At 60.0% G+C, this 23479-nt stretch carries 21 protein-coding genes, 2 tRNA genes and 1 pseudogene; 11 read left to right on the top strand and 13 right to left on the bottom strand.

The genetic code is table 11. From position 1 onward, the window contains the following. Positions 1-18: 18 nt before the first annotated feature. The gene (locus QP922_RS02170) at positions 19-618 is read right to left on the bottom strand and encodes an ATP-dependent Clp protease proteolytic subunit (protein WP_284807636.1); all 600 of its coding nucleotides are present in this window, start codon (positions 616-618) and stop codon (positions 19-21) included. 138 nt (positions 619-756) lie between these two features. Here QP922_RS02170 and QP922_RS02165 point away from each other — a divergent pair, with 138 nt between their 5' ends. The 6 genes from QP922_RS02165 to QP922_RS02140 all read left to right on the top strand — a co-directional run bounded on the left by QP922_RS02165 (position 757) and on the right by QP922_RS02140 (position 6220). Then, positions 757-1437 carry a metal-dependent transcriptional regulator gene (locus QP922_RS02165; protein WP_284807634.1) on the top strand — a complete coding sequence of 227 codons (681 nt, stop codon included), beginning with the start codon at positions 757-759 and terminating at the stop codon, positions 1435-1437. 115 nt (positions 1438-1552) lie between these two features. Continuing rightward, entirely contained in the window at positions 1553-2020 is a 468-nt protein-coding gene (gene nrdI / locus QP922_RS02160) for a class Ib ribonucleoside-diphosphate reductase assembly flavoprotein NrdI (protein WP_039676421.1), read from the top strand. Between the two features lie 50 nt (positions 2021-2070). After that, entirely contained in the window at positions 2071-4266 is a 2196-nt protein-coding gene (gene nrdE / locus QP922_RS02155) for a class 1b ribonucleoside-diphosphate reductase subunit alpha (protein ID WP_284807632.1), read from the top strand. Positions 4267-4317: 51 nt separating this feature from the next. Continuing rightward, positions 4318-5343: a class 1b ribonucleoside-diphosphate reductase subunit beta gene (gene nrdF, locus QP922_RS02150; RefSeq protein ID WP_204099638.1), complete on the top strand. Its 1026-nt coding sequence runs from the start codon at positions 4318-4320 to the stop codon at positions 5341-5343. Further along, complete coding sequence (locus QP922_RS02145) at positions 5327-5599, top strand: hypothetical protein (protein ID WP_034655492.1); 273 nt, start codon at positions 5327-5329, stop codon at positions 5597-5599. Before nrdF ends, QP922_RS02145 begins: the two co-directional genes overlap by 17 nt. 39 nt (positions 5600-5638) lie before the next feature. Next, the gene (locus QP922_RS02140; RefSeq protein ID WP_284807630.1) at positions 5639-6220 is read left to right on the top strand and encodes an NADPH-dependent FMN reductase; all 582 of its coding nucleotides are present in this window, start codon (positions 5639-5641) and stop codon (positions 6218-6220) included. Between the two features lie 174 nt (positions 6221-6394). Here QP922_RS02140 and tig read toward each other — a convergent pair whose 3' ends face one another. The 3 genes from tig to QP922_RS02125 form a co-directional block, all read right to left on the bottom strand. Beyond that, on the bottom strand, positions 6395-7750 hold the full coding sequence (tig, locus tag QP922_RS02135) for a trigger factor (protein ID WP_284807629.1): 1356 nt from the start codon (positions 7748-7750) through the stop codon (positions 6395-6397). A gap of 73 nt (positions 7751-7823) precedes the next feature. Continuing rightward, a tRNA-Pro gene (locus QP922_RS02130) sits at positions 7824-7897 on the bottom strand. Positions 7898-8037: 140 nt separating this feature from the next. Continuing rightward, on the bottom strand, positions 8038-8868 hold the full coding sequence (locus QP922_RS02125; RefSeq protein WP_284807628.1) for a DUF1542 domain-containing protein: 831 nt from the start codon (positions 8866-8868) through the stop codon (positions 8038-8040). 166 nt (positions 8869-9034) lie between these two features. On the opposite strand from QP922_RS02125, the gene QP922_RS02120 reads away from it, so the two are divergent. Both QP922_RS02120 and QP922_RS02115 read left to right on the top strand, forming a co-directional pair. After that, positions 9035-9109 (top strand) — tRNA-Gly (locus QP922_RS02120). A gap of 57 nt (positions 9110-9166) precedes the next feature. Continuing rightward, positions 9167-10009 (top strand): aldo/keto reductase, encoded by an 843-nt coding sequence (locus QP922_RS02115; RefSeq protein ID WP_284807627.1) that lies wholly within the window; start codon positions 9167-9169, stop codon positions 10007-10009. On the opposite strand, the gene QP922_RS02110 is transcribed toward QP922_RS02115, so the two are convergent. Further along, positions 10006-10479, bottom strand: coding sequence for a ribose-5-phosphate isomerase (locus QP922_RS02110; protein WP_010191143.1), 474 nt, complete (start codon positions 10477-10479; stop codon positions 10006-10008). The genes QP922_RS02115 and QP922_RS02110 overlap by 4 nt on opposite strands. Before the next feature lie 110 nt (positions 10480-10589). On the opposite strand from QP922_RS02110, the gene QP922_RS02105 reads away from it, so the two are divergent. Next, entirely contained in the window at positions 10590-10961 is a 372-nt protein-coding gene (locus tag QP922_RS02105; protein ID WP_284807626.1) for a hypothetical protein, read from the top strand. On the opposite strand, the gene QP922_RS02100 is transcribed toward QP922_RS02105, so the two are convergent. Then, the gene (locus tag QP922_RS02100) at positions 10958-11572 is read right to left on the bottom strand and encodes a mycothiol-dependent nitroreductase Rv2466c family protein (RefSeq protein WP_284807625.1); all 615 of its coding nucleotides are present in this window, start codon (positions 11570-11572) and stop codon (positions 10958-10960) included. The two genes, QP922_RS02105 and QP922_RS02100, sit on opposite strands and share 4 nt — an antisense overlap. Before the next feature lie 99 nt (positions 11573-11671). Between QP922_RS02100 and pepN the strand changes: the two genes are divergently transcribed. Together pepN and QP922_RS02090 are read left to right on the top strand one after the other, a co-directional pair. After that, positions 11672-14212, top strand: coding sequence for an aminopeptidase N (pepN, locus tag QP922_RS02095; RefSeq protein WP_284807624.1), 2541 nt, complete (start codon positions 11672-11674; stop codon positions 14210-14212). Between the two features lie 75 nt (positions 14213-14287). Further along, positions 14288-15397, top strand: coding sequence for an HNH endonuclease signature motif containing protein (locus QP922_RS02090; RefSeq protein WP_284807623.1), 1110 nt, complete (start codon positions 14288-14290; stop codon positions 15395-15397). A gap of 183 nt (positions 15398-15580) precedes the next feature. On the opposite strand, the gene QP922_RS02085 is transcribed toward QP922_RS02090, so the two are convergent. From QP922_RS02085 to QP922_RS02055, 7 genes and pseudogenes are all read right to left on the bottom strand, one after another. After that, on the bottom strand, positions 15581-16327 hold the full coding sequence (locus QP922_RS02085; protein ID WP_284807621.1) for a GntR family transcriptional regulator: 747 nt from the start codon (positions 16325-16327) through the stop codon (positions 15581-15583). Positions 16328-16379: 52 nt separating this feature from the next. Next, a complete protein-coding gene (locus QP922_RS02080) occupies positions 16380-17054 on the bottom strand; it encodes an SDR family oxidoreductase (protein WP_284807620.1) in 675 nt (224 codons plus the stop codon). 17 nt (positions 17055-17071) lie between these two features. After that, entirely contained in the window at positions 17072-18259 is a 1188-nt protein-coding gene (locus QP922_RS02075; RefSeq protein WP_284807619.1) for an alkylhydroperoxidase domain protein, read from the bottom strand. 29 nt (positions 18260-18288) lie between these two features. Then, positions 18289-19923 carry a dipeptide ABC transporter ATP-binding protein gene (locus tag QP922_RS02070; RefSeq protein WP_284807617.1) on the bottom strand — a complete coding sequence of 545 codons (1635 nt, stop codon included), beginning with the start codon at positions 19921-19923 and terminating at the stop codon, positions 18289-18291. A gap of 1 nt (position 19924) precedes the next feature. Then, positions 19925-20779 (bottom strand): ABC transporter permease, encoded by an 855-nt coding sequence (locus tag QP922_RS02065; RefSeq protein ID WP_284807615.1) that lies wholly within the window; start codon positions 20777-20779, stop codon positions 19925-19927. Next, positions 20776-21783: pseudogene (locus QP922_RS02060) on the bottom strand (ABC transporter permease). Before QP922_RS02060 ends, QP922_RS02065 begins: the two are co-directional and overlap by 4 nt. Next, a complete protein-coding gene (locus QP922_RS02055) occupies positions 21784-23442 on the bottom strand; it encodes a TIGR04028 family ABC transporter substrate-binding protein (protein WP_284807613.1) in 1659 nt (552 codons plus the stop codon). It lies immediately after the preceding pseudogene. Positions 23443-23479 lie beyond the last annotated feature (37 nt).

Raw genomic sequence — 23479 nt, 5'->3', positions numbered from 1 at the left:
AATGAGGCTCCTTGTTCCCTAGTTGGTGATAGGACCGTTGACGGACTCGATGACTTGGTCGACGATGCCGTATTCCTTGGCCTGCTGGGCGGTGAACCAGCGGTCGCGGTCCGAATCCTTGGTGATTTGCTCGAAGGTCTGGCCGGTGTGCTCAGCAATGAGCTCAGCCATCTCACGCTTGGTCTGCGCGAACTGCTCGGCCTGGATGGCGATGTCTGCAGCGGTACCACCGACACCAGCGGAAGGCTGGTGCATCATGATGCGCGCGTGCGGCAGAGCGTAGCGCTTGCCCTTGGTGCCGCCGGAGAGCAGGAACTGGCCCATGGAGGCAGCCAGGCCCATGCCGTACGTGGCAATATCGCACGGCGAGTACTTCATCGTGTCGTAAATGGCCATGCCCGCGGTGACAGAGCCACCCGGAGAGTTGATGTAAAGCGAAATGTCGCGAGTGGGGTCCTCGGCAGACAGCAGGAGGATCTGGGCGCAGAGCTTGTTCGCAATCTCATCATCGACCTGGGTTCCCAGGAAGATAATGCGCTCGCGCAACAGGCGCTCATACACGCTATCGCTCAGATTCATACCCGTAGACGACGAGTTCATTGAAATCTTCTCAGACATTAGTGGTTCTCCTTCAAGTGAAGAATGCTTTAACTGGCCCCACCTTACCGGCATTCCTCTCAAACTTGGCCTCTGTTCGCTATGAGCGTTGGGGCGCAGCGCCAAAGGCGCATACGGAAGCTGGGTTAACATTTACTCATGTCTGTTTCCGAGCTGTCCACCAGTACCCAGAACTATTTGAAAGCTATCTGGGGGCTAAAGGAATGGTCATCCGAGCCCGTTACCGCCACACTTATTGCGGCACAGCTGGGACTCAAGCTCTCCTCGGTTTCCGATGCAGTGCGCAAAATGTCGAAGCAAGGACTCGTGTCACACACGCCCTATGGCTCTGTGGAGTTAACCGAACTTGGCAGGCAGTACGCATTGGTCATGGTGCGCCGCCACCGATTGCTTGAGTCTTTTTTGGTTCAAGCATTGGACTACACGTGGGACGAAGTCCATAATGAAGCCGAAAATCTCGAACACGCGGTGTCCGACATGCTCATAGAACGTGTGGATAAGTTCCTTGATTACCCCACTAGGGATCCACACGGCGATCCTATCCCTACGGTTGACGGACAGATCACAATCCCCAGTGCGCATCGCCTCACCGACAGCGGTGCACAATCGCAGGTGACCGTGGAACGCATTTCTGATTCCGACCCACAACTGCTGAAGTTCCTTGAAGAGCGCGGCATTGTCACTGGGGCTGTTCTTAGCACGCGCGAGGGAGCGCCCTTTTCAGATTCTCTCGAAATACAGGTGGCCGGCAGCACTCAGTGGGTAGTACTTGGACGCCCAGCTACCGACGCAGTGTTTGTAGCACACAACAACCTTTAGACCTTCCCCTTTGCATTAATCCTGCTCTCACCTGCCCTTTTCAAAACTACGTTAGTCCGTAGTTGCAACTACGGCATTGCGTAGTTAGTCTTTTCGAATATCACCTATCCCACTTATGGCTAAGGCCAGGATGAGCAGGATTGCCATGTCAGACTCACCAGATTTGGTGTACTTTTCCAGCGTTTCAGAAAACACGAAAAGATTCGTCGAACGCTTAGATAGACCCGCGGTGCGCATTCCACTGCGCCCCAAGAAAACCGGGATGATCCAGGTATCACACCCGTACGTACTCATCGTTCCCACCTACGGCGGCGGCTCGCTCAAACGCGCAGTCCCCAAACAGGTCATCGACTTCCTCAATGACCCAATCAACCGCTCCTTTATCCGGGGCGTTATTACCTCAGGGAATACCAACTTCGGAAGTGCTTACTGCGTCGCCGGACGCATCATTTCCGCCAAGTGCCACGTACCGGAGCTGTATCACTTCGAGCTTCTCGGCACCCAGAGAGACATTGCCGCCGTAAAGCAAGGCCTTCAAAAGTTTTGGGAGCAGCAAAAGCAGCTAACGATGACACCCCATTAATCCCCCACAAGATGAAGAACACATCCGCATCACACAGATTGGAAAACACAATGTGGCCTCTCGATGCCACCCCCACACAGACTAATGGCGCTACGCCCCGCACCGCTTCAGCAGACAATGCCGGCGGTGTCGGCAAGCGCAAGAGCTACCACGCACTCAACGCGCAGCTGAACTTGTTCGACGCTTCTGGAAAAATCCAGTTTGACAAGGACATTCAGGCAGCACAAGACTATGTCACGCACCATGTCGCTCCCCGCATGCATCAGTTCGATTCCACCAAGCAACGCTTGGAATGGTTGGTTGATAACGAGTACTACGAGCGGGATTTCCTTGAGCTTTATGATGACGCCTTTCTGTGCGCCATGTACGACAGAGCTCATCGAGCTAAGCACCAGTTCCGCACCTTCCTCGGCGCATTTAAGTTCTTCACTTCTTATGCACTGAAAACCTTTGATGGCTCCCGATTCCTAGAAGGCTACGAAGAACGCGTCGCCACCACAGCTTTATACCTTGCACAGGGCGACGAAGAGCTCGCAGAAAAGCTGGTGGATGACATCATGACCGGACGATTCCAGCCCGCCACCCCTACTTTTCTCAACGCAGGTAAAGCCCAGCGCGGCGAAATGGTCTCCTGCTTCCTCCTGCGAATCGAAGACAATTTGGAGAGCATTGGCCGCAGCGTGAACTCTGCACTGCAACTATCAAAGCGCGGTGGTGGAGTGGCCTTGTTGCTGAGCAATCTGCGCGAATCCGGAGCCCCGATCAAAAAGATAGAGAACCAGGCTTCCGGCGTAGTCCCAGTCATGAAGATTCTCGAAGATAGCTTCAGCTATGCCAACCAATTGGGCGCCCGGCAGGGCGCTGGAGCCGTCTACCTGCATGCGCACCATCCAGATATTCTTCGCTTCCTGGATACCAAGCGGGAAAATGCCGATGAGAAAGTCCGCATCAAGACTCTTTCGCTGGGGGTTGTTATTCCAGATATAACCTTCCGGCTGGCCAAAGAGAACAAAGATATGCATCTTTTTAGCCCGTATGACATCACTCGCGAGTACGGCGTAGCCATGTCTGACATGTCCATCACCGAGTACTACGACGAGTTGGTTGCCAATCCGCGAATTTCTCACACGACCATTAAGGCCCGCGAGTTTTTCACCACGCTGGCTGAGCTTCAGTTTGAATCCGGATACCCCTACATCCTCTTTGAGGATACGGTCAACCGCGCTAATCCCCTCAAAGGACATATCAATATGTCCAACCTGTGTAGTGAAATCCTCCAGGTCAACACGCCATCGACCTACGGAGCTTCGGGTGACTACACCACCGTTGGCCAGGATATTTCCTGCAATCTAGGTTCGCTCAACATTGCGAAGGCTTTTGAATCACCGGACTTTGGGGAGACCGTCGAAACCGCAGTGCGTGCCCTCACGAAGGTTTCAGACCTGACGAACATCGAAGCTGTTCCTTCCATCGCTCACGGAAATGCTTCCATGCATGCCATTGGTCTGGGCCAAATGAATCTCCACGGCTTCCTTGCTTCACAGCGTATCCCTTATGGCTGCGCCGAGGCACTGGACTTTACAAATATTTATTTCCTCACGGTGACCTACCATGCGCTCCGCGCATCCCATGCACTCGCGGTTGAAAAAGGTCAACGATTCACAGGCTTCGAAGAATCCACCTATGCCACTGGCGCCTACTTTGACAAATACATCGACCAAGACTGGGCGCCAGCCACTGACCACGTAAAACAGCTCTTCCACGAAGCAGGCGTACAGATCCCCCAACGCGAGGATTGGCTACGGCTCAAGAATCAAGTGATGCAAGACGGCATCTACAACGCCTACTTGCAGGCAGTTCCACCCACTGGATCAATTTCCTACATCAATGACTCCACCGCGTCCATCCACCCGATTGCCTCCAAGATTGAAATACGCAAGGAAGGCCGCTTGGGGCGCGTGTACTACCCCGCACCGGAAATGACCAACGACAACCTGGAGTATTTCGATGACTCCTACGCCGTGGGATACGAAAAAATCATCGACACCTACGCCATGGCCACCCAACACGTGGACCAAGGGCTTTCCCTGACCTTGTTCTTCACCGCTGATACCACCACGCGGGACATCAACAAGGCACAGATCTATGCCTGGAAAGCCGGAATCAAGACCCTCTACTACATCCGTTTACGCCAATCCGCGCTCCAAGGAACCGAGGTCGAAGGCTGCGTCTCCTGTGCTTTGTAGGAGCACGGTCCCCCCCTTGTCCACAACCATTCACTCAGAAAGAAAGAAGCTATGTCTTCAACATCGAATAGTGCTGAACTAACCAGCATTTCAGTTACTCCGCCGAGCTACCGGCATGATCCTTCAGCCCGCATCCGCGCCATCAATTGGAACCGGGTGAGCGATGACAAGGATCTTGAAGTGTGGAACCGTCTAACCGCCAACTTTTGGTTGCCAGAGAAGGTCCCGCTTTCTAATGATCTCCCGGCGTGGCAGAAGATGACACCCGAGGAACGCAACCTCACCATGCGGGTGTTCACGGGACTCACCACCCTGGATACTGTCCAGGCCACCGTGGGTGAAATCTGTCAGATTCAAGATGCCCGCACCGAACACGAGGAGGCCGTGTATACCAACATCGCCTTCATGCAGTCAGTCCATGCCCGTTCATACTCTTCAGTGTTTTCTACCCTGAGCAGTACAAAGGAAATTGATGAAGCATACCGCTGGGCGGTGAATAACGACCTTCTCCAGGCACGCGCCAAGAAAGTGCTCGCGCACTATTTTGGGCCGGATCCACTCAAACGCAAGGTGTCATCGACGCTGCTTTCCTCGCTGCTTCTCTACGCGGGTTTCTATCTTCCCTTGCACTTTTCTGTCCACGCCACCCTGACAAATACGGCAGACATGATTCGCCTCATTCTGCGTGACAAGGCAGTGCACGGCTACTACTCGGGCTACAAGTATCAGCGCGGTCTGGAATCCACGACTCCGCTACGGCAGAAGGAGATGCGTGATTTCACCATTTCTTTGCTCGAAGAGCTTTATGCATTAGAGCTGGACTATTCCGGCGAGCTATATGAGCCTTTGGGACTCATGGATGATGTAGCCGTGTTCGTTCGCTATAACGCCAATAAGGCACTCATGAATTTGGGCTACCCGGATTATTTCCCGCCCGAAGAAACGGAAGTGAACCCAGAAATCCTCGCGGCCCTAGCCCCCGGAGCAGATGAGAACCATGACTTCTTCTCCGGATCTGGTTCCTCCTATGTCATTGGTACTGCTGAAGAAACGAGTGATGATGACTGGGATTTCTAAACCTTTTCCGCGACCGGACCAAGGAAGCTGGCTTGAGACCATCGCGCTGTTTGAAGCCATCCGCGAAGGAAACCAACCCGCAGCCATGCGGCTTTTGAATACATCCGCCGCACGAGAGGCCGTCCTCGGGGGGCTTCTAGGACTCATCGAACTGTACTTCCGCCATGAAGAAGGAGACAAAGTAGATGGCTTCCTCACCGCCGCCCACGCTGCCGGCCCACCACCGGCCTTTGGCTGCAAGCCTTTTCTCCCTTGACCACGTCTCCCTACACCCAACTAAGAAAGAAGGTTTACCATGACCACCCCACGTATCAGCGTTATCGTCGGCAGCCTGCGCCGAGAATCATTTGCACGCAAGATTGCACACGAGGTGCTCACGATGATCCCTGAAGACTACGAGGCAAACATCGTGGAAATCCGTGACTTGCCGCTCTATGACTTCGACTACGATGACCCCACCGTCACGGACAAGCCCACTCCGGCTGAGTACACCACCTTTCGAGAGTCCATCAAGAACTCGAGCGGGATCCTCTTCATTACGCCAGAAAACAACCGCACTATCCCCGCCTGCCTCAAAAACGCAGTGGACATCGGCTCTAAACCCAACTCAGATGTGGCGTGGAAGAACCTTCCCGCAGGTATCATTAGCCACTCTGTAGGCCGCATGGGCGGCTACAGTTCACAGAAGAACCTTCGCCTCGCCCTGTCCTACTTCGATATGCCGCTTCCGGGTCAGCCCGAAGTATTTCTGGGTCAATCCCCCACCCTTTTCGAAGAGTCCGGACATCTCAATGAACGCACCGCAGACTTTGTCAAGGATTACGTTATGCGCTTCCTGCAGCTAACCGACAAGGCCTTTAGAGCCACGAACGGCTAGCGGTATCCCCAGCCAACACCCATCACCGCCCTCTACGAAGTACTCAAAGACTCCTAGAGGGCGTTGACAATGACACAAACCCCGGATTCAGGCCCATCCTTGAGCTACCTGAATCCGGGGTTTCGCGCGCGCTCGCCACCACACATGTGGCAGCGGCACATTACAAGCGGGAGATTACTTCTCCTCGGAAGCCTCAGCCTCGTCCTCATCGATCTCACCGAAGTACTGGTCAACATCAACCTTGTTGCCAGCCTCATCGGTGACCTCGGCACGGCAGATAGCCATTGCCAGGGCCTTGCCACGGCGAACGTCAGAGAACAGGTTGCCCAGCTGGTTGCTGGACTGCAGCTGCTGGATGAACTGGTTCGGGTCCATGCCGTAGGACTGCGCGGTGAACAGGATGTGGTCAGTCAGCTCCTGCTGAGATACCTCCGGCTCCTCAACCTCAGCCAGTGCGTCGAGGAAGAGCTGGGTACGGACGGACTCCTCAGCGGACTTGCGAGCATCAGCATCAAACTCCTCGCGAGTGGTGCCCTGAGCCTCCAGCAGCTGAGCCAGTGCCTTCTCGTCGTGAGCCATCTGGCCCATGATCTGGTGCAGCTGAGCGTGAACCTGCTCGTCGACGATAGACTTCGGCAGCTCGAAGGAAACCTCGTCGAGAGCGGCCTTGAGGACCTCATCGCGAATGTTGGCGGCCTGCTCGGACTTCTTGGTTTCCTCGACGCGGGTCTTGGTGTCCTCGCGCAGCTCGTCCATGGTGTCGAACTCGGAAGCCATCTGTGCGAACTCGTCGTCGAGCTCCGGCAGCTTGCGCTCCTTGGTCTGCTGGACGTGGACCTTAACGGTAGCCTCTTCGCCCTCGTGCTCACCGGACTGGATGGTGGTGGTGAACTCGTTGTCCTCGTCGGTCTTCATGCCGCGCAGAGCGGTGTCGAGGCCCTTGATGAGGTTGTCATCACCAATGCGGTAGGTCATGCCCTCGTGGGAAGCCTCATCCAACTTGGTGCCGTCCACCTCAGTAGTGATGTCGATGACAGCGAAGTCACCGGTCTTCATCTTGCGCTTGGTGTCCTTGAGCTCGCCGAAGCGCTCAGCAAGGTTCTCGAGTGCCTTGTCGACGTCCTCATCGCCCACCTCGAGGGCCGGAACCTTGACAGAAATCTTGGAGAAGTCCGGAACCTCAAACTCCGGGCGCACGTCTACCTCAGCGGTGAACTCGACAAAGTCGTTGTCCTCCAGCTTGGCAATGTCAACCTCCGGCTGGCCAATAACCTTGAGGTCGTTTTCCTCAACGGCCTGCTCGTAGCGAGACGGCAACATGTCATTAACGACCTGCTCGAGGATAGGGCCGCGGCCGAAGCGGGCGTCGATAAGCTGGCGCGGAGCCTTGCCCTTACGGAAACCGGGGATGGAAACCTGCTGCGCGATCGCCGCGTAGGCCTGAGCGATTTCCTTGTCCAACTCAGCGAACGGAACGTTGACGGTGAGCTTGACGCGCGTATCGCTCAGCTTGTCTACGGTGGTCTTCACGAGAAACTCTCCTGATTGTGATCGTTTAAAAATGCAATTAAGGGGCCTGGATGAGTGTCCAGGCCCCCATACGTCGGGGCGACAGGATTTGAACCTGCGACCCCCTGCTCCCAAAGCAGGTGCGCTACCAAGCTGCGCCACGCCCCGTATGGAAAGCCTCTGCGCCGGGGGAAGTCCCGCACGCAGCTGCGCTTCATACTGGGGCTAGTGTACCGATATCCGCTTGACTATCCCAACACCGGCCCCAATTTGACGCCCTTTCTGCATGTCAGAGGCTCTTTCCCCGCTTAGAAGTCGAAGTCAAAGTCAAACATTCCACCATCGCCTCCGTCGCCGCCAAAGAGACCGTCGAAGAAGCCTCCTTCATCGCCTCCTCCAACATCACCGGCGCCCATATCTCCGCCGCCATCCATGTCACCGCCAACATCCGCCATGTCGCCTGCATCATGGCCACCCATGTCGCCACCCCAGTCGCCGCTTTCAGCCGCCGCGGCAGAGTAGCCGACGCCGGACATGCCCGCGAACATGGCGTTGAACATCATGGAGTAGCCCACCATCCACACTCCGGTGGTCAACGCATCAGCCCACCACGGGCGCGAGTACCAACCGGCCGGGACTGGGCGACCTGCTACGACACCACCCGGGTAGTAGTTCGGGGTTTGTGCCGATGCGCTTGGCGACGCCGTCAGCGTCTCCCCATTTGCCTCCACCGTGCGGGTCTCCGTGACCTTGCCGGCCTGGCGCTGGCCCTCCAGCGGCGGGAGTTCGGGACCCGGGTCCATGCCCATAATCTCGCGGGCGGCCGCCACGTAGTACAGACCCTCCAGCGCGGACTCACGCGCAAGGTGCGCCTGCTTGACTGTGCTGGCCTGGGAGATTGCGGAATTTGCAGCGGTGAAACGCTCGGATGCATCCGCCATGGCCTGCTGGGAGGCAGTATCGGTTCCGCTCAGGTTCATCACCTGACCGCCCAGACGCTCAGTCCAGCGGCGGGCATCCGCCAGGGCATCGTCGAAGCGTTCGGATTCTCGCAGCTCCTTTTGCTTCTTTCCGTTTAACGAAGACAAGAACCATACGCTGCCACCGACAGCGATAATGATGAGCAACAGAGCGGCCACGAGAACACCTCTCCTATCAGAGCCGTGAGTTTTACAGTGATTGCATTCTTACCCACCGTAACGTCTAAAGCCCTGCTCTAGTTCCCGTTTTCGCATCGGCGCCGGTGTGCGCTAAAGTAGACGCCACACCGATTCGCGCGCTCATCGCGACGAGTTTCGGGGTTGTGGGAATGTCGTATAGTGGCTAATACCTCAGCCTTCCAAGCTGAAGACGCGGGTTCGATTCCCGTCATTCCCTCCAAATTTTTCTGGCGGTCTCCTCCACAGGAGCCCGCCTTTTCTGCGTACAGTGGTGCCCATGACTACATCGAACGCTGTACCGACGATCACACTCAACGACGGCAACACCATCCCCCAGCTTGGCTACGGAGTCTTCAAGGTCGACCCTGAGAAGACCGAAGAGCTGGTCCTCGAGGCCCTCAAGGTGGGCTACCGCCACATCGACACCGCTGCCATCTACGGCAACGAGGAAGGCGTGGGCCGCGCGATTGCCAAGTCCGGCATCCCGCGCGAGGAGCTCTTCATCACCACCAAGCTATGGAATGACCGTCAGACCGACGCAGCCGCAGCACTCGACGAGTCATTGGAGAAGCTGGGCCTTGACTACGTTGACCTCTACCTCATTCACTGGCCCTGCCCGGAGAACGATACTTATGTCGAGGCATGGAAGCAGCTCATTGAGCTGAAGAAGGCAGGTAAGGCCAAGTCCATTGGTGTCTCCAACTTTGAGCTCGATCACTTGGAGAAGCTGGAAACCCATACCGAGGAAACGCCCGTGGTCAACCAGGTGGAGCTGCACCCCTACCTGCAGCGCTGGCGCGAGCTCGATGCCTTCCGCGCCCACAAGGTACAGATTGAGGCTTGGGGTCCACTAGGCCAGGGTAAGACGGACCTCTTCGAACAGCCGGAAATCACCGAGCCTGCCGACAAATACGGCGTTTCCCCCGCTCAGGTGATCATCCGCTGGCACCTACAAAATGGCGTCATCGTGTTCCCGAAGTCCGAAAACCCTGAGCGCATTGCGCAGAACTTCGATGTCTTCGGTTTCGAGCTGGAGGAGTCCGAGATGGCTGCGATTACTGATCTCGACCTCGGGGAAGAGGGCCGCGGCGGCACTCACCCCAAGGAGATGAACTACTAAGCCTCCGGAAGCTCCGGCGGAATGTTGGTGCGCTCGTACTCGGCAAGAATGTCGATACGGCGTTGGTGGCGCTCAGCACGGGACCACTCCTGATCCAGGAAAGCGTCCACGATAGCGAGCGCCTCCTCCTCGGAGTGCATACGACCACCGATGCCGATGAGCTGGGCGTTATTGTGCTCGCGAGCCAGGCGGGCAGTCTCCGGGGACCACGCCAAGGCGCAGCGCGCGCCCTTCACCTTGTTCGCGGCGATCTGCTCACCGTTTCCGGAACCGCCGAGCACGATGCCCAGCGAGCCCGGATCATTAACGGTCCGCAGCGCGGCCTCAATGCAAAATGCCGGGTAGTCATCCTCGGCGTCGTACTCATGGGCACCGCAATCAATGACGTCGTGGCCCTGCTTCTTCAGGTGTTCGGCGATGACGTTCTTCGTCTCGAACCCTGCATGGTCTGCTCCTAGATAAACGCGCATGCCCAACATCTTAGCGGTCAGCGAACACACCCGCCGACCCGTTTTAGCAATAACTCAAAATTGATATGGTGGGGCAGGTCTACTCCCCTAGGAAGGACCCAGCTACGCCTATGAACACTCGTGTTTGTGTCCTTTACGTCGGCGCAATCCTTGTCGGCGCAGGTTTATTCGCCGCCGGTTTCTTCACCGACAACGTCTTCATTCTGCCTCTTCTCTTGGCAGCAGTGATGACGCTGGCCCACCTCAGCGTGGGCCTGTGGTGGCTCCTGCATAAGCCACGCACCGCCGGCGGAATCACCGCCGGCGTCCTAGCGCTACTTGCGGGCGCCTCGTGGGGCACGTGGGTAGCCGCCGAGTGGGAGGAATATCAGGCGCAGAGCTATCTGCCCATCATTAACATCGCGGGACTTCCTGCTTTCGTGCTCACCCCCATCGTCCTCGTTTGCGTCATCGCGGCGGCAATGCGCAACCGCACGCGTTAGACCTGCGGGGCTTCCGTGCGGGAACGCTTGAGCTCGAAGAAGTAGGGGAACTGGGCGAGGCGCACGGAGGCGTCGAAAAGCTCGCCGGCATCCTCACCAGTAGGAACACGAGTAATCACTGGCCCGAAAAAGGCGGTATCGCCGAACTTCACCACAGGGGTGCCGACCTCATCGCCAACCTCGGAAATGCCGCGGTTGTGGAACTCGGTGAGCTTGTCATCCATCTCTTCGGTGTTGGCCACGGAGGCGAAGGTGGAGGGGAGGGAGACGTCGTCAAGCGCCTGCTTAATGATGTCGTCGTAAGCGCCGTAGCCCTTCTTGCCGCCCTGGCCCTCCGTGTGGATGCGGGTGCCCATCGCGGTGTAGAAGGCATCAACCTTCTCCGGGGCCTCAACGGCAATCTTGGCTGCCACGCGGGCAGGGCCCCAGTTGGCCTCCATCATCTTCATGTACTCCGGATCCAGGTCACGGCCCTTGTTGAGCACGGACAGGGACATCGGTTCGAAGGTCACCTCGATATCGCGGACCTTCTCCACCTCCTTGATCCAGCGCGAGGTCAGCCATGCAAAGGGGCAGGAGCAGTCGAACCAGAACGTTACGGATTGAGCCACGGTAAATCTCCTTTGATTGTGCGGTCTGTGGCATCCCACCCTAGGCGTGTGACTACGCTGGTGCAGAGACTTAATCACCGACGAAGAGGAGTAACCTACATGACCTCGATTAACCTCACCCGCGAGGAAGCCCAGCAGCGCTCGGGCATGGTGGAGGTAGAGCACTATGACGTCGCCCTCGACCTCACCGGGGAGGAGTTTTTCACGTCCACCACGGTGGTGAAGTTCCGGGTAAAGGAAGCCGGCTCAACCTTCATTGACTTGCGTGGGGATGAGCTTGTCGAGGTCCGCCTCAACGGTGCGCCGTTGCCTACCAATGCCTATGACCCGACTTACGGCATCCCGTTGTCGGGTTTGCAGGTGGCTTCTTATGAGCTGAAGGTTGTGGCGAAGATTCGTTACTCCCGCACGGGCGAGGGCCTGCACCGCTTCGTCGACCCCGTTGACGGCGAGGCTTACCTCTACACCCAGTTCGAGACTGCCGACGCCAAGCGCGTCTTCGCCTGCTTTGACCAGCCGGATTTGAAGGCTACGTACTCGCTGGCTTTTGAGGTCCCGGAGCACTGGACGGTGATTACGAACTCCCCCATCACGCGTTCAGGCAATACCGTGCGCGCGGCGGTGGATTATCCGCTGTCGACCTACCTGATTGCGCTGTGCGCGGGCCCGTATGTAGGCGTGACGGATACGTGGACCGGCACCTTGGCGGAGCGCCCGGAAGGCTCGCCTGCTAAGTCCGTTGAGGTGCCGCTGGGCATTTACTGCCGCCCGTCGCTTATGGATTCGCTCGACGCGGAGCGCATTTTTACTGAGACCAAGCAGGGCTTTGATTTCTACCACCGCAACTTCGGCTTTGCCTACCCCTTTGGCAAGTATGACCAGATTTTCGTACCGGAGTTCAACGCCGGTGCGATGGAGAACGCCGGCTGCGTGACCATCCGCGACGAGTACGTCTTTACGTCGCAGGCCTCGCACTACAAGTACGAGCGCCGTGCGGACACCATTCTCCACGAGCTGGCCCACATGTGGTTCGGCGATTTGGTGACCATGCAGTGGTGGGATGATTTGTGGCTCAACGAGTCTTTTGCTACCTGGTCAGCGGCGATTTCCCAGGCGGAGGAAACTCAGTACGAAACCGCGTGGGTAACCTTCGCCAACGTAGAGAAGGCCTGGGCCTACCAGCAGGACCAGCTGCCCACCACGCACCCGATTTCCACGGATGCCTCCGATATTGAGACCGTGGAGCAGAACTTTGACGGCATTACCTACGCCAAGGGTGCATCGGTGCTCAAGCAGCTGCAGGCCTATGTGGGCCGCGAAAACTTCTTCGCCGGCGTGCGCCGCCACTTCCAGGAACACCAGTGGTCGAATGCCACGTTCGGGGATCTGTTGCGCCACCTCGAGGAGGCCTCGGGGCGCGACCTGTCCTTCTGGGCGCAGCAGTGGCTCAAGACCACGGGCGTGAACACGCTGGGCGTGGCGTTGGAGACAGACGACTCCGGCACCATCACCCAGGCCCACCTCACCCAGCGCGGTGATACTCTGCGCACGCACCGCATCGCTGTCGGCGTCTATGCCTTGCAGGGTGAGAAGGTGGTGCGCACAGAGCGCATCGAGATGGATATCGACGGCGCCTCTACCGAAATTCCGGAGCTTGTGGGCCGCGCGCTTAGCGACGTCCCCTTCGTCCTTCCCAACGACGATGACCTGACCTACTGCCTCATCGATCTGGATGCGGGTTCCCTGCAGTTCCTGCTGGAGAATATCGAGAAGTTCGAAGATCCTATGGCCCGCACCCTGTGCTGGTCCACCGCGTGGGAGATGACCCGTGCAGGTACCATGCGTGCCCGCGATTTCGTCGCACTCGTCGCCCGCGGTGCGGAGGCCGAGACCGAGCTCGCCGTGCTCGAGCGCATTCTTACCCAGGCGGCAACTGCCCAGTCCACCTATGCCGACCCAGTGTGGGCGAAGGAGGACACGCAGCTTGCCGACGCCCTCCTGGCAGGCGCCCGCTCCGACGACGCCGAGCGCGCAATCGTCTTCACCCAGGCGCTGGCCGGCATCAAGCTTCACGACGCCTCCCGCGCCTTCTTCCAGGACCTCCTTGAGGCCTCCGCGGATGCGGGCCTGCGCTGGAAGGCGCTCACCGCGCTTATCGCCGATGGCTCGCTTGCCGACGTCACCGGCCCCGAGCACGCCGGCGCCGCCATGACGGCTGTAGCTGAGGAACTCGAGCGCGATAACACCGCGACGGGCTACCAGGCTTCGCTTAAGGCGCTGGCTGCGGTGAACACCGAGGACAACAAGCGCGCGGTATGGGACGAAATCGTCGCCGGTGAGTTGGGTAACCGCGACTTGGAGTCGAAGCTAGCGGGCCTGACTTTTGTCGGCTCAGACGAGCTCCTGCCGAGTGCTGAGTTCTTCGACGTGGCGGAAAAGATTTGGTCCGCGCAGTCCAATGAGATTGCCCTGACCACGGTGACCGGGTTGTTCCCGCGTTGGGATGTCAGCCAGGAGACCCTCGACCGCGCCGACGAGTTTCTCGCCCGCGACCTAGCCGGCGGCCTGCGCCGTACGGTCACCGAGCAGCGCGACCGCCTCGCCCGCGCCCTGCGCAACCGCGCCGTCGACCGCGGTTAATCGTTTTCTCCCCGCAACCAGTGTCTTTTCTGCTCCGGTTGCGGGGTTGGTGGGCCTGTTTTAAGCTTCGTGGCCATGGGGGTATTAGAAACCTACTTCCACTACCGCAACTCGGGGATCGCGCTAGTGGAACAAGCATCCAGCTCACCCGATGAGCTCCGCACGCTCGGCGCCGACCCAGCCGATGCTACAGAACTCGCCCACCTTCACCACATCTACTTCGGGCACACCCGCTTCACCGGCAAACAACGCAAAGCCCGTGCCGCCGCGATGGCACAACAACATAGCCTTAGCATTCTCACCCTGATTGAGTCCTACACCGCCAAAGTAAACAAAGACCTCGACGCCTGGAACCTACGCATAAAACTTGCCGGCACCCCTGCCCACAAAATCCGCCAGGTTGCCACCAAGCGTTTGAAGGAGCTTCAGTCCAAGCGCACCGCTAAGCCCGGAGTACGCTTCACCTACCGCTCCAAGGGCCCGAACTCCATCACCATCACCGACGCCCCGACCGTCATCGCTGATATCCGCGGAACCCTAGAATCCGTTAATAAAACAAACCTGCTTGAGGCTGCCCGCACCGTCATTGTCACCGGCGGTATTGGCACCAAACCTGCCGTGCATGCTCAAGTCGTTGTCACCCTCAACGAGCTCGACCAAATTATTAACGGTGATGGGGAGGAAATCGAACTTAACCTCACCAACGGCGCACGCATGACCGGCGCAGACTTCTTGGCCTACAAGTTTGCCGAGATTGGCTACGCCACCATCATCCACCCCCTTGAAGGGCCGGTTAACTCTTATAGGCTTCAGCGGCATGCCAGCTGGAAACAACGCATCAGCCTGGCAGCTGAATTCCAAACCTGCTCTAGGCCCGGCTGCAACCAACCAGCTGATTACTGCGAAGTCCACCACCTCATCCCCTGGCAAGCAGGAGGTTTTACCAACCTCAAAAACCTCACCTTCCTATGCGCCTACCACAACGGCATTAACGATGATGACCCTAAACGCCCCACAGGCAGGGGCTACATGTTCCGACTGAATACCGGGGTGAGCTACATCCCACCCTGGGGTATGCCAATAACCGCCATGCCCGAATACCAAGAAGCCACAGCCAGACTCGCCGCCGAAAAGGCAGCTAAACAAGCCACAGGGCAACCACCCGACCCACCGGGTGCGAGCTAAAGCACGCACCCAGGCCGAAACCCGCGAACCACACCACGGTCAGCGGGCACATCGGCGATCCCACATGTAGCCCAAGCAGATGCGCGCATTCTGTAACCGCACGATTGGATTAGGCGCGGGGTTAGCCCGGACTTGAGACAAACAAGGTTCGCGCTAAAGGAAGAAGAATTCGGGCGAAGGGGGCTAGTCGAGGGACGGTGAGGGGTCCTCGCCAAGCTCAACTTCGACGGAGACGGCGTCGGGGCGCAGGGTCTCTTCCAACTGGGCAACCACCGTACCGTCCTCCATCTTGACGGTGCGGGTAATCCGCAAGACCGGTTGCGTACGGCCGACCCCAAGTACCTTTTGTTCCTCCGTGCGCGCGGTGGCCGCCATGAGGGAATCTCGCTTGAACACCGGTGCAAGCCCCAGCTCCGCCAACAGCGTAGACAGCGGCTTCTCCAAGTCCTGCTCCTTAAGCTCTGGTGCCAAGGAATGCGGGATGAGCAGGGTCGTGGCCATGATGGGCGAGCCTTCCGACACATGCACTGCGCGCGCCTCCCACACGGGGTCCTCGTCCTCGATGCCGAGGGCGGAGGCGAGGTGGCCGGGGGCGTCGATAAGCACAAGTGAAAGCACCTGCACCGAAATATCGAGACCGTGTTCGCGCAGCTGCTGCAGAGCACTGCGCCCACTCGTCAGGCTCAACGTCGGCGGGGTCGCACGCACGAAGGTGCCGCCAGTGCGGCCTCGTTTGCGGTCGATGAGTCCTTCAATCTGCACGATGTCGAGCGCGTGGCGCACCGTCATGCGCGCCACCTTGTATTCCTGGACCAGCTCCCGCTCCGTAGGGAAACGGTCGCCCGGCTGCAGCTCACCGGATTCAATCTTGCTCCGCAGCGAATCCGCGATCACCAAGTAGGCGGGGCGGCGACGTTGAGAGGTGGACACGTCTCACAACTGTACCGCGCCCCACGGTTTTTGCATCTCGAGCGACGGGTGCTTACTTTCGCTGGTTGAGCTCAATACGCGGGCGCACGCGAATCTCGGTCAGCTGCGTCGTCGGGCCGGCATCGACGGTGGCGCGGATCGCCTTCGCTACCTCGACCGGGGCGATAACGTGCTCCGGGTTGTAGTCCTGCAGGCCCTTGAGCATCGGGGTATCCGTCGGGCCCGGCGCAACGGTGGACACGCGGATGCCGAGCTCAGCAAGGCGCAGGCCGTCAGCAAGCGCGTAAAGCGCATGTTTGGTGGCCGCGTAGATGACGTTGTCGCCATAAGAGTGGATACCAGCACCAGAGTTGATGAACACCGCAAGTCCCTCGGCCGCACGCAGCGCGGGCAGGAGCAGGCGGGTCAGCTCCGCAGGAACGTGCACATTGAGATCCATCTGCGCGCGCCAATCTTCAGGCCGAGCGCTTTCCACCGAGCGCTTGTCCGCCCGAGCCGCGGCATGCACGAGCACGTCCACGCGCTCCAGGTCAGAGAGCTCGGTGGGAAGCGCTGCGCCGTCGAGAAGCGACAGCAAGTCGACGCTCACCGGCACGATGTTCTCCGCCTCCGGCAGCTCCCCGGCGCGCCGGCCTAGTGCATACACGCGGTGGTCTCGCGCAAGGTCCTTGATGATCTCCACGCCCATCCCACCGGTTGCTCCGGTGACAACGGCAGTCTTCAGCATGTTTGTTCCTCCTTCGGTTAGCGGAAGCGCTTCGGCACGTCCGGCTCCCCCAGCGTCAGCATCAGGCGATTTGCCCAGTTGAAGAACGCGGAGGAGTTGATGACGTCGATGATGGATAGCGTATCGAAACCGGCGTCGGAAAGACGCTCGACGTGGGAGGCGTTGAAGGCGAAGGGCGACTCGGTCAAGGCCACGGCAGCGTCACGGATGGCGGACCACTGCGCAGAGCCCAAGTCAGCGGAAACGCCCTCGTCGAGCAGGCGATCAACCGCCGCGGCGTCGCCGCCCTCCTCCTTAGCGCGCTGCTGGTGCACCGACGCGCAGTACTCACAGCCGTTGAGGCGTGAGACCACCGTGGCGGCCAGCTCACGCTCGGCGCGGCCCAAGCCACCATCGGTGTTGTAGAAAATATCCAGGTCCGTGAACGTGCGCGCCTTGAGTGCTGCCGGGTCGCGGGCAAGCAGGCGGAAGTACTCCATGTCGATGCGCTCGGGTTTAATCAGCGCGTCGCGCTGCACGTCGGTGAACTCCTCCTTCGGCTGCGGTGGCACCCACGGCTTCCAGCCCAGCGAGTGCGCCACAAAACCCTGCGGCTTAACGACGTCCGGCACCAACGTCCCCTCCCCCGGAACCCAGTCCGGGGTGTGGGAGGGTCGCGGCGCCTCCATCACGGGTGCGGGCTGCGCGGAGCCAGCCAGAACGGACAAACCGTGCGCCACCCGCAGCTGGAAGGACAGGAAGCTCACGAGTTGTGCCAGCGTCACGATGTCGTCGTTGGACCAGCCGGCCGCCTGGAGATGACCAATCGCGGCCGGGGAGGCGTCCTTAGGGTGGAAGGCCAGCAGGTGGGCGAAGTCAAGGGCGGCGGCGAGGCGCGGGGAGCCGTCGAAAAGCGCAAAGCCGCCATCAATGTAAGGGCCGGTGGTGATGCCGCGCTCCACCGCGCGGGCCACTTCTTCGGCGAGTTCCTCCGATTCCTCCGCCAGCAGATCAGAGTAAAAGGCGACGGCAGACGTCGCCTGGTAAATGCCAGCAACAAACGTCGCGATGGCGTAGCGCTCCGCATAGCTGAACGTGCCGGGCTCTGTAGGCTCGAGGAGCGCAGCGAAGGAGGCCTGTGCGTTGTCCTGTGCTTCGGGGCGGCGCTCGCGCAGCTTGGCGACGTCCCCCTCGACGCCCGCCAGTAGGTTAATGATGTCTGCCATGAACTAATCCTTTCTTGATTGGCCCCAGGCTACAGGCCGAGGTTGAGGTCGCCGGCGCGGTAGCGCGAGCCGGGAATGGCCTCGATAAGCTTCCGGGTAAACGGTGACTGCGGGTTGCTAAAGACCTCGGCGGTGGGCCCGGATTCGACCTGCTGCCCCTTCGAGAGCACCGAGACGGTATCGGAAATCTGGTTGACCACCGCTAGGTCATGCGAGATGAAGATGTAGGTCAGGCCAAGTTCCTCTTGCAGCCGGGCAAGCAGGCGCAAAATCTGCGCCTGTACGGTGACGTCGAGCGCAGAAACGGCCTCGTCAAGGATGACCAACTCCGGTTCCACAATCATGGCGCGCGCGATGGCCACGCGCTGGCGCTGGCCACCGGAGAGCTCGCGTGGGCGGCGGTCATAGTAGTCCGGGTTGAGCGCCACCAAGTCCAGGAACTCCTTGGCCTTGGCTTTCGCCGTGCTTGCACGCGCCCCCTTCAGATTCCGCAGCGGCTCAGCCACCGTCTGACCGATCGTCTGCTTGGGGTCCAGGGAGCCGTAGGGATTCTGGTAGACCAGCTGGATGTTGTTTCGCTCTTCGCGCAGGGCTTTACCGCGCAGGCCCACGATGTCGCGCCCACCCACGCTAATACTGCCCGACGTCGGGGTGTTGAACATGGCGATGCTGCGCCCAGTCGTCGTCTTGCCGGAGCCGGACTCGCCCACTAGCGCATGGGTGGAGCCCTTGGCCACGGTAAAGGAGATGTCATCGACGGCGGTGAAATCACCGAAGCGCTGGGTCAGGCCCTCCACCTGTACCAAAGGTTCGCCCGCGGTGCGTTCAGTAACCGGCGCGGCGCCGGCGTCGGCGACGGTGAGGGAGGGGGCGTCGGCAAGCAGGCGTTTGGTGTAGTCGTGACGCGGGTTCGTCAGCACGGTGGCGGATAGGCCCTCCTCGCGCAGCTGGCCGGCCTCCATGACCACGACGCGGTCGGCGCGGTCACCAGCCACCGCCAAATCGTGGGTAATGAAGAGGATGCCCATGCCGAGCTCCTCACGCATGTCATCGAGGAGATCGAGGATAATCTTCTGCACCGTGACATCGAGGGCGGAGGTGGGCTCGTCGGCGATGATGAGGTCCGGCTCCAGCGCCACGGCCGCAGCGATGAGCACGCGCTGCTTCATACCGCCCGAGAGCTCATGCGGGTACTGGTTATAGCGGCGCTCGGGGTCATCGATGCCAACGTGCTCCAGTAGCTCCAACGCCTTAGCTTTGCGCTCGGCCGCGCTGCCGATGTGGTGGATGGCTAGGCCCTCCTCCACCGAGGCGCCGATGGTCTTGAGAGGATTAAGCGAGTTGTTCGGGTCCTGCGGGATGAGCCCGATGCGGCTACCGCGCAGCTCGAGCCACTCGCGGCGACGCAACGAAGTGATATCGCGGCCATCGAAGGTGATGGTGCCGGCATCAATCGTGGCGTTGGAGGGCAGCAGGCCGATGGCGGCCATAGCAGAGGTAGTCTTACCGGAGCCGGACTCGCCCACGATGGCGGTCATTTGCCCTGGGTACACCGCAAGGTTGACGCCCTGGACGGCGGAAACGTCACCGCGTCCGGTGGAATAGGAGACGTTGAGGTCTCGCACGGTGAGCAGGGGCTGCGTTGAGCGTGTTGCTTCAGACATTTTAGGCCTCCACGGGGAAGTTGCGGGACAGGCGGTTGGCGGACATCACCACGGCTGCCAGAGCGATGCCGGGCAGGATGATGAGCCACCAGGCGGTGGCCATGAAGTCGCGGCCCTCGGCAATAATGAGGCCCCACTCCGGGGTGGGCGGCGGGGCGCCGTAGCCCAGGAAGCCGAGAATGGATAGCTGCAGGATAGCGGTGCCGAACTGCAAGGTAGCCAGAGCGATAACCGGAGTCAGCGAGTTCGGCAGGATGTGGCGCAGCAGCACCGTGGTGCGGGTCGCGCCAGCACCGTAAGCCGCCTCGATGTACTCGGCATTCGCCACGGTGATGATCTGGGAGCGGGCCAGGCGCGCGAAGGTGGCCACGGAGGTAGCACCGACGGCGACCGCCGCCTGGACCGAGCCGAAGCCCAGCACGATGATGATGGACAGCGACAGCAGGATGCCGGGGATGGACAGCAGCACGTCGACAACGCGCATAAGGATAGTGTCGACGACTCCCCGCAGGGAGCCGGCCACAAGACCAATGAGCGTGCCGACGACGAGTCCCACCACCACAGCGATAAGCGCCCCAAGGAGGGACTGGCGCGCGCCGTACACCACGCGGGCATACAGGTCGCGGCCCACGGCATCAGTACCCATGAGGTGGCCGTTCTCGCCCGGCGCGAGCAGAGCAACGTCGGTGCCGGCATAAGGGTCGGCCGAGGTAAACAGGCCCGGGAACAACGCAGCAAGGAAAGCCACAGCCAGAATGACGATGGCGATAATCGAGCCCGGCTTAAGCCAAGGGTTGCCCTGGCCAGCAGCGGCGCGACGGTAGCCGCCGCGCGGCTTAGTGTGCATCATGCTCATGAGCGCACCGTCCTTTCTTCAGCGCCAACAGCCGGGGCTGCGGCGGGCGTACGGGGAGCTTTGTGGTCGAAGGACTTCGCGCGCAGGCGCGGATCGAGCACCGGGTAGAGCAGGTCCACGACAAGGTTGATGATGATGTAGGCCGTGGCAGCGATAAGCACCACTGCCAGCAACACCGGGGTATCGCGGTTAGCCACGGCCTGGGCGGTCATGTAGCCCAAACCGGTGCGACCAAAGACGGTCTCCGTCACCACGGCACCGCCCACGAGCTCGCCGAAGAGCAAGCCCGCCATGGTCAGAGTCGGCAGCAGCGAGTTGCGCAGGATCGTGCGCCAGAAAATCCACGACTCCGACGCACCACGCGAGCGCACCGCCTGCACGAAGGGACGCGACTGCGTCTCATCGATGGAGCGGATGAGCACCTGGATGAGTGGAGCAGTCATCGGAACCGCCAGCGTGAGCGTGGGCAGGATAAGCCCCTCCACGCTGCCGGGCTCAATGACGCGTACCCAACCCAGCTGGAAGGAGAAGACCTAAATGAGCAAAATACCGATCCAGAATCCGGGCAGGGAAACCATGAGGGACGGCAGGCCGCGGAAGAAGCTAGCGATACTACCCATCCCCGGCAGCGTGGCCAGAAACGCCACAAGGACAGCCACGATGATGGCCAAGCCAATGGAGCAAGCGGCGAGGATGAGGGTGTGGGGAAGGGCGTCGGCAAGCAGCGTGGCTACCGGCGCACCCGACTGCGTCGAGTTACCGAAATGGCCGGTTAGGAAACCTCCCAACGCGGTGAAGTACTGCACCATGAGCGGCTTATCTGCGCCCATCTCCTCACGGATAGCGTCAATCTCCGCCTGGGACAGGCCCAGGGCCGGGTCACCGAAGCGCGACTGCACCGCATCCGACGGCAGCGCCGACAGCAGGAAGAAGGCCACGGTATAGGTAATAAGCAGCACGAGCACGGCTTGCCCGATGCGGTTAAGAATCTGCCGGGTCGTCATTTATTTCTCCTCCTCATCCGATGCCGCGCGCTGCGGCGCGGCGTCGATGGTGACCTCGTAGAACCACGGGCGCGCGACCGACTCGGGACTAAAGCCGGATACCTCCGGGCGCACGGCGTAGACCACGGGTTCCTCAAAGAGCGGCAATACATAGGCCTGCTCGGTGATGTAATCCTGGACGTCTTCGGTGGCCTTGATGCGGCCTTTCACGTCGGGGGTGTCGAGGACGACGTCGAGAAGCTCTTGCAGGTGCTTATCGACGGGCTCCCCTCCCCCATCCTGATTAAGGAAAGCGTCGCGGTTGTTGATGCCATAGAGCGAGGTGATGACGTCGTAATCGGCGCGGCCCACCATTGAGTGATAAATCTGCACCTTGTTGACGTCCTTAGCGTCGGCGTTCTGGGTGGCCTGGTCACCGGCGTTGACGCGGATTTCAATTCCGATGCCGCGCAGCTGATCCTGCACCATGGTCATGACCTCCTTGGAACGCGGCTGCGGCAGCGCGGTGTTCGTGCGCAGGCTCAGGCGCTTTCCGTCCTTGACGCGGATGCCATCGGGGCCTGGCTCCCAGCCGGCCTCGTCGAGGAGGCGCTTCGACTCTTCTGGGTCAAAGGTGTAGGCAGCGGATTGGTCCTTGTAGCCCAAGCCGGTCTCCGCCACAGTTGAGGTGGCCAGCGGGTAGGAATCGGAGAAGAGTACGCGGAGGATCTCCTCGCGGTCAACACCGTGGATGATGGCCTCGCGCACGCGCTTGTCCTGCAGCAGCGGGTGATCGAAGCGGAAGGCGAACTGGTTATTCATCGAGTTGGTGCCGCGCGAAACAATGCTGATGCCGCGGTCTTCCAACAAGGATTCCTGCGGGGCGGAAATCTGGCGAGCGATGTCCGCTTGTCCCGAGGTAATAGCACCGGTGCGCACGGATTCCTCGGCGGCCAAGATATAGTGAATGCCGTCCAACTGCGCGCGGCCCTGGTGCTTCACTGCGGGCGGGGCCCAGTCATAATCCTCACGGGCCTTGAGCTTAAGATCGGTGCCGATTTCTTCCGACTCCACCACGAACGGCCCCGAGCCAATGACGTTGACCGCGTTGCCGGGGCCGAACCCTTCGTTGTCGAGCTCGAGGGTCGAATCAGACAGCAGGCCAGCGTTGTAGGCGGAGGTGGCTTGGAGGAAACCCGGGGAGGGTTTGGTGAAGTAGAACTTCACGGTGTCCTCGTCCACGACTTCGCCGCGGTCATAGTTCGCAATCTGCTCTGAGCTGGTCAGCGTGCGGGTTTTATCGCCGCGGCCGAACAGGTCAAAGTTCGCCACGACGTTCTCCGCAGTAAGTGGGGAGCCATCGGAGTAGGTGACGTCCGTGCGGATATCGAAGGTGTACTCAGTGGCGTCCTCGTTGACTTTGGGCATGTCCGTGGCGATCCACGGCGAGAGCTCGAGGGTCTCTGGGTCTTGGTAGAGCAGGCGGTCGGTGAGCTGGTTGACCACACCGCCGTTGGGATAGAAACCCGCGGCCGGCGGGTAGAGCGTGCGGAAAAATTGCGGCTCGAGATAGGTGAGGACGTTGTCCTCTCCGGCCGGCCGTTCCGTGGCCGAGCAGGCGCCGACGGAAGCGGCAAGAGCTGCTGCCAGGGTGGCGGCGAGTGCGCGTAGAGTTTTCACGGTAAGAGCTTTCACAAGATAGTTCGTTGACGTGCGT

It is taken from the genome of Corynebacterium sp. MSK218, from assembly GCF_030232655.1.
Classification (GTDB): domain Bacteria; phylum Actinomycetota; class Actinomycetes; order Mycobacteriales; family Mycobacteriaceae; genus Corynebacterium.
Note: the sequence above shows the minus strand (reverse complement) of the source record. Positions and strands in the feature narration are given on the sequence as shown.